The 14,567-nt window shown below is 44.8% G+C and carries 13 protein-coding genes; 2 read left to right on the top strand and 11 right to left on the bottom strand.

Annotated elements, in window-relative coordinates; translation table 11 throughout:
* Nucleotides 1-60 precede the first annotated feature (60 nt).
* The 11 genes from RB604_RS14530 to RB604_RS14480 all read right to left on the bottom strand — a co-directional run bounded on the left by RB604_RS14530 (nucleotide 61) and on the right by RB604_RS14480 (nucleotide 12,101).
* Nucleotides 61-393: a four helix bundle protein gene (locus tag RB604_RS14530; protein ID WP_005932158.1), complete on the bottom strand. Its 333-nt coding sequence runs from the start codon at nucleotides 391-393 to the stop codon at nucleotides 61-63.
* A gap of 31 nt (nucleotides 394-424) precedes the next feature.
* Nucleotides 425-1,345 (bottom strand): NAD(P)-dependent oxidoreductase, encoded by a 921-nt coding sequence (locus RB604_RS14525; protein ID WP_055294676.1) that lies wholly within the window; start codon nucleotides 1,343-1,345, stop codon nucleotides 425-427.
* A gap of 125 nt (nucleotides 1,346-1,470) precedes the next feature.
* On the bottom strand, nucleotides 1,471-2,538 hold the full coding sequence (serC, locus tag RB604_RS14520; protein ID WP_005932163.1) for a 3-phosphoserine/phosphohydroxythreonine transaminase: 1,068 nt from the start codon (nucleotides 2,536-2,538) through the stop codon (nucleotides 1,471-1,473).
* 397 nt (nucleotides 2,539-2,935) lie between these two features.
* Entirely contained in the window at nucleotides 2,936-4,270 is a 1,335-nt protein-coding gene (locus RB604_RS14515; RefSeq protein WP_007480842.1) for a DEAD/DEAH box helicase, read from the bottom strand.
* Nucleotides 4,271-4,412: 142 nt separating this feature from the next.
* Nucleotides 4,413-5,684, bottom strand: coding sequence for an NADH:ubiquinone reductase (Na(+)-transporting) subunit F (nqrF, locus tag RB604_RS14510; protein ID WP_005932169.1), 1,272 nt, complete (start codon nucleotides 5,682-5,684; stop codon nucleotides 4,413-4,415).
* 22 nt (nucleotides 5,685-5,706) lie between these two features.
* Nucleotides 5,707-6,333 carry an NADH:ubiquinone reductase (Na(+)-transporting) subunit E gene (gene nqrE / locus RB604_RS14505; protein WP_007480841.1) on the bottom strand — a complete coding sequence of 209 codons (627 nt, stop codon included), beginning with the start codon at nucleotides 6,331-6,333 and terminating at the stop codon, nucleotides 5,707-5,709.
* 124 nt (nucleotides 6,334-6,457) lie between these two features.
* Nucleotides 6,458-7,090: an NADH:ubiquinone reductase (Na(+)-transporting) subunit D gene (locus tag RB604_RS14500; RefSeq protein ID WP_005932175.1), complete on the bottom strand. Its 633-nt coding sequence runs from the start codon at nucleotides 7,088-7,090 to the stop codon at nucleotides 6,458-6,460.
* 16 nt (nucleotides 7,091-7,106) lie between these two features.
* A complete protein-coding gene (locus RB604_RS14495; protein WP_055294674.1) occupies nucleotides 7,107-7,784 on the bottom strand; it encodes a Na(+)-translocating NADH-quinone reductase subunit C in 678 nt (225 codons plus the stop codon).
* Nucleotides 7,785-7,798: 14 nt separating this feature from the next.
* The gene (locus RB604_RS14490; protein WP_005932181.1) at nucleotides 7,799-8,971 is read right to left on the bottom strand and encodes an NADH:ubiquinone reductase (Na(+)-transporting) subunit B; all 1,173 of its coding nucleotides are present in this window, start codon (nucleotides 8,969-8,971) and stop codon (nucleotides 7,799-7,801) included.
* 53 nt (nucleotides 8,972-9,024) lie between these two features.
* A complete protein-coding gene (locus RB604_RS14485) occupies nucleotides 9,025-10,374 on the bottom strand; it encodes a Na(+)-translocating NADH-quinone reductase subunit A (RefSeq protein ID WP_005932185.1) in 1,350 nt (449 codons plus the stop codon).
* Between the two features lie 326 nt (nucleotides 10,375-10,700).
* Nucleotides 10,701-12,101: a C1 family peptidase gene (locus tag RB604_RS14480; RefSeq protein ID WP_055294672.1), complete on the bottom strand. Its 1,401-nt coding sequence runs from the start codon at nucleotides 12,099-12,101 to the stop codon at nucleotides 10,701-10,703.
* Between the two features lie 330 nt (nucleotides 12,102-12,431).
* Here RB604_RS14480 and RB604_RS14475 point away from each other — a divergent pair, with 330 nt between their 5' ends.
* Both RB604_RS14475 and RB604_RS14470 read left to right on the top strand, forming a co-directional pair.
* Nucleotides 12,432-13,682, top strand: a complete 1,251-nt coding sequence (locus RB604_RS14475) for a BamA/TamA family outer membrane protein (RefSeq protein ID WP_085930793.1) — start codon at nucleotides 12,432-12,434, stop codon at nucleotides 13,680-13,682.
* A gap of 129 nt (nucleotides 13,683-13,811) precedes the next feature.
* Nucleotides 13,812-14,561, top strand: coding sequence for a TolC family protein (locus RB604_RS14470; RefSeq protein WP_025819026.1), 750 nt, complete (start codon nucleotides 13,812-13,814; stop codon nucleotides 14,559-14,561).
* Nucleotides 14,562-14,567 lie beyond the last annotated feature (6 nt).

The following is a 14,567-nucleotide window of genomic DNA, read 5'->3' as shown; positions in this document are numbered from 1 at the left end:
TAGATTTATGATTGATGAATTATGATTTATGATTGATGGGGAAACATCTTTGCTTTGAAGTCAATATGCTGGAAACCAATATTTTCTTATCTCTGTGCAATCAGATGACATGGATCCATGTTGTATACCAGATAAATATCCGGTCTTTTCCAATAGAGCTAACCAGTAAATCGTCTCGTTAGCTTCCTTTTGAGCAATTGACAATTTATGGACAAAGTCTGCCGAGGATTCTGCCGAGATCGTTTCACTGATATTAGCTCCAATAGACGTTCCGCTACGCAAGAGTTGTTTACTCATGACATACTCTTTTTTCTCATCCACCAGATACTTATATAAGTTAACTATACGGACAGCATACGATAATGCCTTGTCATACGTTTGGTTTTCCCTCATAATTCATAAATCATAATTCATAAATCTCTTATTATTTATTGACACGGAATTTCTCACAACCGTCTTTTAAGAAACCGACAATTTGCTTGGCAGCAGCAATACCGGCATTAATATTAGCTTCGGCGGTCTGTGCACCCATTTTTTTCGGAGTAGAGAAATAACGTCCGACAAAAAGTTCTGCAAACTTAGCGTTAGCGGCAGGCATGATATCGGTGATATATTTAAAATCAGGACGGTCCTGCATTAATTGGATGAGTTCGTCTTCGTTGATGACTTCCTTACGGGCTGTATTCACGAGAATGGCACCCTTCGGCATATCTTTCAACAAAGCATAGTTGATGGAGTTCTTTGTTTCAGCAGTAGCAGGAATATGCAAAGATACCACATTACACGTTTTATAAAGTTCTTCGGCAGAATCAACAGCTTTCACACCGTCTTTCTCAATAACTTCTTTCGGGCAGAATGCATCGTAAGCATAAATATCCATTCCGAAGCCTTTAGCTACACGGGCTACATTACGGCCTACATTTCCATAAGCGTGAATACCTAATTTTTTCCCCATCAATTCGGTTCCGGATGTTCCATTATAGAAATTGCGGACAGCATATACCAACAGACCGAAAACAAGTTCGGCTACCGCATTGGAGTTCTGTCCCGGAGTATTCATTACACATACACCGTGTGCAGTGGCAGCAGCCAAATCTACATTGTCATAACCGGCACCGGCGCGTACTACAATCTTCAGTTCTTTAGCAGCATCCAGCACTTCGGCATCGATAATATCACTACGAATGATGATGGCATTAGCATCTTTCACTGCATCCAGCAATTGTGCTTTTTCTGTATATTTCTCAAGTAGGGCAAGCTCGTATCCGGCTGCCTCGATCTCTTTACGAATACCGTCTACAGCTACTTTGGCAAACGGTTTATCAGTAGCAATAAGTACTTTCATAATTCTTTGTATATTTGTATATATAATATAAAACGTTTTACTTTAAAATGACACAGAGTCTCACGGAGTTCTTTCTGTTTTAACAGTCGCTCTGTGAAACTCTGTGAATATTGGTAATGAGAATATTAATGAAGTTTCTCAAATTCCTGCATACAGTCAATCAATGCCTGCACACTTTCTTTCGGCATGGCATTATAGCATGATGCACGGAAGCCACCTACTGAACGGTGTCCTTTGATTCCTACCATCCCTCTTTCTGTTGCAAACTTCATAAAGTCAGCTTCCAGATCTTTATATTCGGGAGCCATTACGAAGCAGATGTTCATACGTGAACGATCTTCTTTTGCAGCAGTACCTACGAACATTTTGTTACGATCGATTTCTGCATACAGCATGTCGGCTTTTTCAGTGGCACGGCGCTCCATCTCTTTTACGCCACCTTGAGCTTTCACCCAACGTAATGTCTGTAACGCTGCATAAATAGGAACAACAGGAGGAGTATTGAACATGGAACCGTTATCTACATGTGTCTGATAATTCAGCATCGTAGGAATATAACGGGATACTTTACCTAATGCATCATTCTTAACAATGACAAATGTTACACCTGCCGGAGCCAGATTCTTTTGAGCACCACCATAAATACAGATATATTTGGATACATCGATAGGACGTGAGAAAATATCGGAAGACATATCGGCAACCATCGGAACCGGAGAATCCAAGTCTGCTTTCAATTCTGTACCGTAAATCGTATTGTTAGTAGTAATGTGGAAATAATCAGCATCAGCCGGAACAGTATAATCTTTCGGAATATAAGTATATGTGGCTTCAGCAGAAGAGGCAACCTCTACAACCTCACCAAAGGCTTTCGCTTCTTTCATTGCTTTCTTGGCCCATACGCCAGTGTTCAGATAAGCAGCCTTTTTCTCGAGGAAGTTGAAAGGCACCATGCAGAACTCCATACTGGCACCACCACCCAGGAACAGTACCGAATATCCCTCGGGGATGTTTAGTAATTCCTTAAATAGTGCTACCGCTTCGTCAACCACAGGTTGGAAGTCTTTAGCACGGTGACTGATTTCCATCAATGAGAGTCCGGAGCCATTGAAATCTAAAATAGCTTTCGCTGTAGCTTCGATCACCTCACGCGGAAGAATAGAAGGTCCTGCATTGAAATTATGCTTTTTCATTTGAAGTTTGTTTTTGATTTAACAATTTCGTTACTTTGTGTCTTTAGACATTGCGAAATTACGGAATTATTTCCGTAAAACAAATCTTTCCTTATAAAAATACAGCCAGTTCACCGATTTATCTATCTTTTTATTGGTTTATGCAGGATATATACACCATTTTGTTATGTATAGATATCAAGAACAGACATTATAAACAAAGTAATAGTATTGGATTATTTTTACTTAAAGATTAAAAGAAAATAGAAGGGAAATCAGATGTTTGTTAGTTTTAAGGGGGGGCGGCCTCTCCCCAACCCTCTCCGGGGGAGAGGGGGTATAAGATACTCTCGGTTATTAATTAGTTGCAAAACTAACTTAGCTCCCTCTCCTCCGGAGAGGGCTGGGGAGAGGCCTGTCAATCTGCTTCTTCTATCACAGTTTTCATTCCTTTTATCTTTTCTCCACGGATTAGAGTCAACAGCTGTTTCACTTTTCCACGACGGACGGCGACAAAGGCATAATGGTCTTTTACATCGATTTGTCCGACATCCTCACGGGATAAGTTTCCTTTTTTATAGAGAAATCCGGCGATATCCATCCGGCTGAGTTTGTCTTTTTTCCCTTTACCTATATATAATGTTACCCAAAGCGGCTTTGGTGGCTTCGGCGCATTTTCGGGCAATGCCAGCACTTCAAGCTCTTCGGGTATATACTCCGGCAGGTTTTCTTCGGTACTTACTATGAGATAGGAGCTGCCGGTAGCATCCCAACGTGCGGTACGTCCGTTACGGTGTGTGAAAGCTTCTTCATTTACGGGAAAATGGTAATGGATGATATGCTCTATTTCCGGAATATCCAGACCACGGGCGGCAAGGTCGGTCGAAATCAGTACATGACAACTGCCATTACGGAATTTGTACAAAGCCCGCTCCCGGTCCGGCTGTTCCATACCTCCATGAAAGCGTTCGGAATACAGTTTCTTATCCGCCAGTAATTTGTGTACACGGTCTACTGCATCGCGGTGGTTACAGAAAACAATGCAAGAGCTGTTTCCCAATGTGCATAACAATTTATACAAAGTATCAATCTTGTCTTTCGAGGGGGAAATGACCTTCATCAGTGTTAACCGGGATTCTTTTCCGGCAGAAGTGTCTTGCAGGAAATCCAATCTCACGGTATGTTCCATTCCGGTGAACCGGGGGATCTCCTCGGCATCCGTGGCCGAAAGCAGAAAGCGCCGTTGCAGATTGGGAAGCTGGCCTATAATGGCAGCCATTTCCTCTTGAAAACCAAGTTCAAGAGATTTGTCAAATTCATCGATTACCAGCATACGAACGGTAGCAGCATCGAAATTCTGCTTTGAGAGATGATCGTTCATACGTCCGGGAGTAGCAATGATGACAGCCGGTTGTACTCCTTTTATCGTACGGTGTTCCTCCATGGCAGGGCGTCCGCCATAACAGCTCACAGATTTGAATCCGGTATTCATGGCTTTGAAAACCTGATCGGTCTGTAAAGCCAGTTCGCGGGATGGAACCAGCACTACGGCCTGTACTCCTTTCTGTTCCGGTTTTAAAGAGCCGATAAGCGGTAACAGGTAGGCCAATGTCTTTCCGGAACCGGTGGGTGAAAGTAATATCTGATCTTTTCCCTCTTTCCACGCATCAATGGATGCTTCCTGCATGGGATTCAACTGTTCGATAGCTAAAGCAGCCAGTACATCTTTTATATAAGTAGGTGTTATTTCCATTGTTATATGATTTTGTGTAAAGATAAGAATAAATAAACTTACGTGAGATACGGACAATAAAAAAGCAGCCTTTTTTGTGATGAAAAGACTGCTTTCTATGATTTATTAAGATTTATCTGATCTTAGAACCTGTTTGAATCCCTTATCCTCCGAAATTATCGAACATCAGGTTCTTAGCAGGAACACCCAGGCTGTCGAGCATATTTTCGACTGCTTTAGACATCGGACCAGGACCACACATGTAGTATTCGATATCTTCCGGTGCTTCATGGTTCTTCAAATAAGTCTCATAGATTACTTGATGAACGAAACCTGCCGTATAGCTAACGCCTGCTGCATCTGCTGCAGGATCCGGACGGTCGAGTGCCAGATGGAACTTGAAGTTCGGGAAATCTTTTTCTATTTGCAGGAAGTCTTCCAGATAGAACACTTCGTTCAGCGCACGTGCACCGTAGAAGTAGTTCATGGTACGATCTGTGATGTGCAGTGTCTTTGTCAAGTGCATGATTTGTGCACGTAACGGAGCCATACCGGCGCCACCACCGATCCACATCATCTCGTTCTTAGAATCGAGAATAGGATGGAAATCTCCATAAGGGCCACTCATCGTTACCTTATCACCCGGTTTCAGCGTAAAGATATAAGAAGAAGCGATACCCGGCATTACATCCATAAATCCAGGGCCCTGATCTTTCGGTTTGAAAGGAGGCGTAGCAATACGTACAGTCAACATGATACGATCTCCCTCAGCCGGATAGTTGGCCATAGAATAAGCACGGATAGTCGGTTCATCATTACGGCATTTCAAGCCCATCAAGCCGAATTTCTCCCATGCAGGCAGATATTCGTCACCGATAAGGCCCTTGTCGATATCCTTATCGTAATCCATTGAGAATGCAGGAATCTTGATCTGAGCATACGAACCCGGTATAAAGTCCATGTGTTCGCCTTTCGGAAGGGCCACGATGAACTCTTTGATAAACGTTGCAACGTTCTTGTTGGAGATAACCTCGCACTCCCACTCTTTCACACCCAAGATCGATTCGTCGATCTTGATCGACATATCCTGTTTCACTTTCACCTGGCAACCCAGACGCCAGTGATCGGCCTGTTGTTTACGGGAGAAGAAGCCGGTTTCCGTAGGAAGTATTTCACCACCTCCTTCAAGAACCTGGCAACGGCACTGTCCGCAAGAACCTTTACCACCACATGCTGATGAGAGGAAAACACCGTTGGCAGACAGCGTACCCAGCAATGTGCCGCCGGGGTTAGTCTTCAATTCCTGTTCTCCATTCATCGTAATCGTAACCTCGCCCGAAGGGGTCAGATACCCTTTCGCAACGAGCAGTATAATGACAAGCAGGAGGATCACTCCAAGGAATACTCCGATACTCGCTAATATTAAAGACGTCATTGTTTTATTCTTTTTACTTTAATTATATTTTCAATCCAGAGAAACACATAAAGGCCATTGCCATCAGTCCTACCGTAATAAACGTAATACCCAAACCTTTCAACGGAGCGGGAACATCAGAGTAAGCCATCTTTTCACGGATAGCAGCCAGACCGACAATGGCAAGCAGCCAGCCGATACCGGAACCTAAAGCGTAGACCACTGCACCACCTACTCCGGTGATAGCCTGCGGATTGGACGGGTCCATCGTAATTCTCTGTTGCATGAACAGGGAAGCACCCATGATAGCACAGTTAACGGCAATCAACGGCAGGAAGATACCCAGCGATGCATACAGTGACGGCGCAAAGCGTTCTACCACCATTTCTACCAACTGCACGATACCGGCAATAACGGCAATGAAGAGAATAAAACTAAGGAAGCTGAGGTCGACACCCGGAATTATGGCATCGGCAGCCAGCACCTTTGTCTGGAGCAAATAGTTCACGGGAAGCGTAACTACCAAAACGAAAGTTACCGCAATACCCAGACCTACAGCAGTCTTCACATTCTTCGATACGGCAAGGTAGGAACACATACCCAGGAAGAATGCAAATATCATGTTGTCCACAAAAATGGAGCGGACGAATAAACTTAATAATTGATCCATGTTATATTGATTTATGAGTTCTGATTTATGATTTATTATTTTAAAATAAGGCTACGATCTATGCCTGTGGAACATTGTGATGAAACATTGTGATGTGACAGGGCATAAACCATAAATCTTAAAATCACGACTCTTGTAGTTCTTTATGTTTAGCACGCTGATACCAGATAATGCAGGCACAGATAATCAGTGCCATAGGAGGCATCAACATCAAGCCGTTATTCAGATACCCCATTTTATAGAATGCTTCCGGAAGAATCTTAAAGTTCAGCAACGTACCCGAACCCAACAATTCACGGAAGAAAGCTACGATAATCAATATCTTGGCATATCCCAATCCGTTGCCAATACCATCAAGGAAAGATTCCCACGGAGCATTTTGCATGGCAAAGGCTTCCAGACGTCCCATCAGGATACAGTTGGTAATGATCAGACCTACATAAACAGAAAGCTGTACGCTTACATCGTAAGCAAATGCTTTCAGAATCTCACTCACAATCGTAACCAGGGCAGCTACCACCACCAACTGTACGATAATACGGATACGGTTCGGAATGGTCTTGCGCAACAAGGAGATAACGACGTTAGAGAAAGCCGTAATCACTGTTACCGAGAGGCCCATCACGATAGCCGGTTCCAGTTTGGCTGTTACCGCCAGTGCCGAACAGATACCGAGCACCTGTACGGTTACCGGGTTGTTCATTCCCAGCGGAGCAGAGAATACCTCTTTATTCTGTTTAGAAAATAATTGGCTCATATTCTATCGTTCCTCCTTAATTATTAGTTAAAAATTTATCATACTGGCTCAGGCAAGCTTTCAACATATCGTCTACACCTTTGGAAGTGATTGTACCGCCTGAGATACCGTCCACCTGATAAGCGGGATCAGTTACTTTGCCATTTTTCTCTACTGCCAAAGCTATCTGTCCGTCTTTCATTACTTTCTTATCCGAGAATTCGTTCTGGAAAGCAATCGTTGCGATTTCAGCACCTAAGCCCGGAGTTTCACTGGCGTGCGAGAAATATACACCATAAACTGTATCTTTATCCGCATTCAAGGCAACATATCCCCAGATAGCTCCCCAAAGGCCCGCGCCATATACGGGAATCACATATTTTGTTTCTCCATTCACTTCAGCAACAAATACGTGCAAACGATTGTTTTCCTTTGCCTCTTTCTCATAACTGATAGAAAAACCATCGGTGTTTTCCGTAAGATTTCCGTCAACAGTCATCAGCATATCACCTTTTACATATTTATTATATTCGGTTTCCGCATCTTTCACATCCCGGATGTTCAATGCTGCCAGAATCTGCTTCTTCGTATCCAGTTCCTGGTTCTTATTCTGAATATCTTTCAGAGACGAACTGACGAAAGCCAGCAGGAATGCCACGATAACAACCATTACCGAAGCATAAATGATAGTATAGGAATTACTATTTGTATTCATCTTTTCGTTCGGTTTTAATTGTTAGACTTAATGGCACGTTTTTCACGACGGCCGATATTGCTTTGTACCACACAGTAGTCGATCAACGGTGCGAAGATGTTCATCAGCAAGATGGCAAGCATCATACCTTCGGGATAACCCGGATTGAGCACACGGATCACGATAGCCATGGCACCGATCAGGAATCCGAATATATACTTACCGGTTTCTGTACGGGCAGAAGTTACCGGATCGGTAGCCATAAACACAGCACCGAAGCAGAAACCACCCAGAATAAGGTGCTCGTACCAAGGCATCTGCGCCATAGCATTGGTTTCCGAACCGAATTGGTTGAAGATAAATGCCATAAAGGCACCTCCTACGAATACGGAGATCATGGTCTTCCAGCTTGCAATGCCCGTCCACAACAGGATAACGGCACCGATCAAGATGGCCACAACGCTTGTTTCACCGATAGACCCGGGAATGAATCCCCAGAACATGTCGCTCAAAGAGGCTTCTACCGGCATTCCTGTAGCAGCCTGTCCCAACGGAGTGGCAGCAGTCAATCCGTCTACTGTATTTCCCAATCCGAAGATGCTGTCTTGCGCTACCCAAACGGCATCACCGGACATCTTGGTAGGATATGCGAAGAAGAGGAACGCACGAGTCACAAGTGCCACGTTGAATACGTTCATACCTGTACCGCCGAATACCTCCTTTGCAAATATTACAGAGAATGCAACGGCAATAGCAAGAATCCACAACGGACAGTCCACAGGAACGATCATCGGGATCAGCATACCCGAAACAAGGAATCCTTCCTGAATTTCTTCCTTTTTCCATTGTGCCACCACGAACTCGATGCCAAGACCGACTACATAAGAAACGATTATTTTAGGCAATACAGCCAGGAATCCATAGGCAAACATTTCCCAGAAACCGCCCTCGGTACCTGTATGGGTGAAATGCTGGTAACCTACGTTGTACATACCGAACAGCAAAGCCGGCATCAACGCGATAACCACAATCGACATAATACGCTTGCTGTCGATTGCGTCATGTATATGCGTTCCCGTTTTCGAAGTGGTGTTGGGCACGAACAAGAATGTTTCGAAACCATCGAACACCGAACGAAACGCGTGGAATTTGCCGCCTTCTTCGAAGTTCGGCTTTATCTTGTCGAGATAATTTCTTAACGCTTTCATTAATGTATTTACTATTTTACTATTTACAATTTACTATTTGATACCTCCGATGCTTACATCATTTCGGCACGAAGCATATCGAGTCCTGCACGGACGATGCGTTGCAGTTCCAATTTTGACGAATCGACAAATTCACACAAAGCGAAATCTTCCGGAGCCACTTCGTAGATACCGAGCGCTTCCATCCGGTCGATGTCTCCGGCAATGATCGCCTTGATAAGGAACTCGGGCAGGATGTCCATCGGGAATACCTTGTCATATTCACCCGACATGATCATGTGACGTTCGCCACCTTTGATACGTGCGTCGATGGTGTATTCCTTCTTGCCCAGCAACCAGCTGAAGTAGGAGTGATTCACACTGAATTGGTTGAAACGCGGCATGATCCATCCCAACATTTCGTGGATGTCGTTGCCTTCGGGGATAACAGATACCTGGCTATGGAAAGCGCCAAGGAAACCATTCGGAGATACCTGCTTACCAGTCAGCACGTTGCCGCTGATGTAGCGTAGTTCTTTGTCTTTTGTTACGTTTCCGGCGAAGACACTGGTGAGCAATGCACCTACACGCAGTTTGGTGTAAGCCGGTTTCAGAACTTCGGAACCTGTCACGGCCACTGTACGGGTCATATCTACGCGGCCCGTATTCATCAGCCGTCCGATGAAGATGACGGCTTGCGGGTCGATCGTCCATACGGTTTCCCCTTTCACGACAGGTGCAACGCGGTTGATCTGCACACCTACGTTTCCGGCGGGATTCGGACCGTCAAAAGCAGTGATGGTAACGTTCTTAGCCTGAGTCAAGGCTGCTGATTTCTGTTTCACGCTGATACCGAGATAGGTCTTTGCGATCTTGGCCAGCGCATCGAGTCCTGTTTGGAAATTGGCCTCTTCTCCCTTCAAAGCAAACTCGAATTCGGGAGCCAGTGGATTGCTGTCGAATGCAGATACGAAGATTGCTCTCGGGGCAACTGCCGGATCGGCAATTACATCGTACGGACGCTGCTTGATGAAAGCAAACATACCGGACTGCAACAACAGTTCTTTCACCCGGTCGGCATTCATCCGGGCAACATCCTGCTTGCCGAACTCTTCATAGTCCTGCTCTGCAGCCGCTTCCACGACGATGTTCATCACCTTACGACGAGCACCGCGCTCCACGCTGGTTACCACGCCGCTAACGGGCGAAACAAATTTCACTTCAGGATGATTCTTGTCGATAAACAAGGGTCCTCCAGCCATCACATACTCCTGTTCTTTCACAACTACTTTCGGAGTTACTCCCGGAAAGTCGTCGGGCACGAGCGCATAGAATCCCGGCTCCTTTACAGTGACGAGTTCTTCGGCAGCTTTACCTTTCAGGTTGATGTCAAGGCCTTTACGTAACTTTATTACATTTGCCATGTGTTATATAAAATAATGGTTTTTATAATTTGCCCGCAAAAGTAATAAATAATAATGTGAAAAAGGAGGAAAAAAGAAAGGAATTACGGAGATTTTTCCGTAATTCCTTTTGTTAACGTACACGGGGGAAATAATGTGCCAATTGGTCAATATGCCAATGTGCCAATGAAAGAGGGAATGATGTGCTAATTGGCTAATGCACCAATGTGCCAATGAAAGAGGGAATGATGTGCTAATTGGCTAATGTGCTGATGTGCCGGTGTACCAATTGGGAGATATTACTTGATAAATGCTTTCCGGGGTCGATCGGTACACGAAGCCTGATTTTATTCTTCCGGAGCAAACATAGGATCCCATGCCGGGAGACGTATCGGCTTCTGTTTCAAGATTTCCTGTACTTTGGGAGTCGTGAATTTTGTTTCTACGACAAGACGGAACATGTATTCGTCGAACCATTTGTCTGTCATGATGAGATGTCCCTGATAACCACTGGCGGCGCCCCAACTATTCTCTACCATCCATTTCACGGGTTTTCCGTTCTTATCGAGATCGACTGCCATCAGCGTCATGGCATGGCTCGAGCCGCTTGCAAAAGTCTGGATGCGCTGTTTCTTGTCCATGCCGAACGTGGTGCCCATCAGAGACTCGTAGTCATAGTTATTCACATCGAGCAGGCCGCGCTCCGAATGGAGGAATTTGCCCACATCGCATGAGAAATACATCATCGTGCTGTCTTTCAGGGAGGCGATCGCCATCGCTTTTATCTCCTCTACCGGCAGGTTCACATATGTCCAGTTCTTGCCATCATAGCGGTGACGGTCGAAATCGATCTCGTAGCACTTGTAATATTCGCGGCTCGGATCATTCATCAGCATCACGTAGTTACCGATCAGATTTTCGTCACCATATTTTTTCAGGAAAGTCATCGGGGTATGTTTTTCTGTCTCTACCGGTTTTCCACCCGCATCATAGCGTGTCCATGTGAACTCCGTAGGAGGTACACCCAAATTCAACACCAACATGCGGTAGATGGTACCTAACATCTCAACTTTGCTCTTCTCCAGTGCGGCCGCTTTGGCACCTTTCGAAAACTGATCACGCAATTGCAGGCCGAACTCGCGCAGCTTCAATGAAACCAAGTTCGCCATGCGTGCGGTATTCTCACTGCTGTTGGTTTCCGGCATGATGTCTTTGGGCACCAGGCCGTATTTTCCTACAATATCGGCTACCCCTGTGAAAGTGCCGCCATCACTCAGAGGATTGCGGAAAAGCCACTCCACCATTTTGTCATCCATCGGTTTCTCACGCGTATCGATCACTCCTTGAAGGAAAAGGTTCGCTTTCTCCAACTGATCGTAAAAGAAAGGATATGATTCGGAAAATTCAAACGAACCGAGCCCGTATTTAGCAATTGCCTTGGCACGCATCACGTTCAGTCCGGTGAACAGCCAGCAACGGCCCGATGACTTCTGGTCTGTAATGCCTTTGGAATCTACCTTGATGGAGAAATGGGTATCCATTCCTGTCATGTTCTCCTGATTGAGGGCGAGTTTACGGATATCGTTGTTGCCGATGGCATTGCGCAGCGCTTTATCTGCCGATGTCCCTTGATAGCTTTGTCTGATCTGGTCCAGCATTTCACTGCTGATTCCTCCTTTGTCCTGTTGTGCCTGCACCGAGAAGAAGGCGGCACCCAGAACAAACAATGATAAAATTCGTTTATTCATAAAATAATAATTATTTAATGTGTCAATATGCCAATGTGCCAATGAAAGAATGTGCCAATATGTTAATGTAATCAATGAAAGAATGTGCTAATATGTTAATGTGATCAATGTGCCAATTGAATAATTCACCATGTCGTACAGTATATGTTCTTGAAAAAACAGCGCAGCCAATTGGCACATTGATCACATTGGCATATTGACACATTATTAATCCAACCACAAAAATAGTATGCTTTTTGGAACTTTTATCCATTCCTTTAGAATTATTATCAATCCAAACGAAAACTATTCCAAATAAAACGGTTTTCTTTGCACCCACATTCAGAGAATATGAAAAGATATATAATAAGTATGTGCATGGCGATTATACCCGCCATAATCATTTTTGGCCAGGAAGAAGGCATCACGATAGTAAAAGACGGCAAGCTGGAAGTAAACACGGTATTTGATCCCGACAGCCTTCGCGACGGTTCCCCTTCCCTATCCAAGCGTGAACTGCGTAAACAACGGGTGGCACAGCGCAATCTCCATTACAACATACTTGGCGGCCCCAGCTATACTCCGGATTTCGGGGTGCTTGTAGGCGGTAGCGCACTCATGACGTTCCGTATGAACCCCAGCGATACGACACAGCAACGTTCTGTTGTCCCTGTCGCTATTGCCTTTATGTTCAAAGGGGGATTGAACCTTTTCTCCAAACCGCAGCTTTTCTTCAAGGGCGACCGTTTCCGTATCTTCGGGCAGTTTAGTTATAAAAACACACAGGAGAACTTCTATGGCATCGGCTATGATACCAATAAAGATTATGTACGGAGCGATACGACCAGCCAATACCGTTATAGCGGCGTACAGGTAAATCCCTGGTTCCTGTTCCGTCTGGGCGAAAGCAATTTCTTTGCCGGCCCGCAGATAGACATCAACTATGACAAAATAACCAAACCGGCGAAATATCTTGTAGACCAGCCCGACTACATGGCCGCAGGAGGAACATCGCACGGATACAGCAATTTCAGTTCCGGACTCGGTTTTCTGCTGACGTATGATACGCGGGACGTTCCCGCCAATGCCTATCGGGGTGTCTATCTTGATTTCCGGGGGGTGATGTATCAGAAATTCTTCGGCAGTGACAATGAATTCTACCGCCTTGAAATAGACTACCGGCAATATAAAACGGTGGGCCGGCGCAAGGTCATCGCCTGGACGGCACAAACGAAAAACGTATTCGGAGACGTGCCTTTGAACAAGTATGCCTTGAGCGGAACTCCGTTCGACCTCCGTGGTTATTACATGGGGCAGTATCGCGATAAGTCGTCTCACGTCGTGATGGCCGAATACCGCCAGATGTTCAATACCGACAAGACGAGCTGGGTAAAAAAGATGGTCAGCCATCTCGGTTTCGTGGCATGGGGCGGATGCGGATTCATGGGGCCTAACCCCGGCAGGATAGAGGGGGTGCTCCCCAACTTCGGCGCCGGAATCCGCATCGAAGTGCAGCCCCGCATGAATGTCCGTCTCGACTTCGGCAGAAACCTGGTTAACAAGCAGAATCTCTTCTACTTCAATATGACGGAGGCCTTTTAGATATATTTTTCCGGTATTTTTGGGCATAAAACAATAAAATGAGGAGGGATGAAGAATCATAAGTGAATAATTTGCTTATATTTGCGACTAACTTATTAAAGTATACAAGCAAATATCAATATATCAATGATGAAGCAATTTTGCTACTTACCTTTTATATGTCTGCTTATTTTGTGCGCAATTCCCTTGACGATATCTGCGCAGGAAGTACACGATGGCTCGGAATTCACAACAACCGATTACAAAAACCTCGTCCTTCCTCCACTCGATTTGCTTTTTGAGAACGCCAAGAAAGGCCCCATTTATGAGGCGGCTTACGTCAAAGAACAGATAGAACGTAAAATACTGGCTAAAGAAAAACGCGCTTTTCTTAGCTTTTTTAGTTTAAGGGGGAGTTACCAATACGGTATGTTCGGCAATGAATCTACTTTTACCGATATTGCCATTGCACCTTATCTTACTTACACGACCCAGGCACAAAAAGGATATACCATCGGCGGAGGTGTAAACATTCCGTTGGACGGGCTTTTCGATCTGGGCTCTCGCATCAAACGGCAGAAGCTGACCTTGCGAAATGCAGAGTTGGAAAAGGAAATAAAGTTTGATGAAGTAAAGCGGGAGATCATAGAATATTATGCCACAGCAAACTCACAACTCAGTGTATTGAAATTGCGGGCGGAAACCCTCGAACTTGCTACTCTACAATATGAAATAGCAGAAAAAGACTTCATAAATGGAACGATAGATTCCGGAGCTCTTTCGGTTGAGAAACAGCGTCAGTCCGTTGCTCTGGAAGCATATGAAAAGAGTAAGTTTGAAGTGACAAAGAGTCTGTTAATATTAGAGGTAATCACCCGTACTCCCATTTTACGAAAATAAGAAATA

Source organism: Bacteroides salyersiae, assembly GCF_031172035.1.
Classification (GTDB): domain Bacteria; phylum Bacteroidota; class Bacteroidia; order Bacteroidales; family Bacteroidaceae; genus Bacteroides; species Bacteroides salyersiae.
Note: the sequence above shows the minus strand (reverse complement) of the source record. Positions and strands in the feature narration are given on the sequence as shown.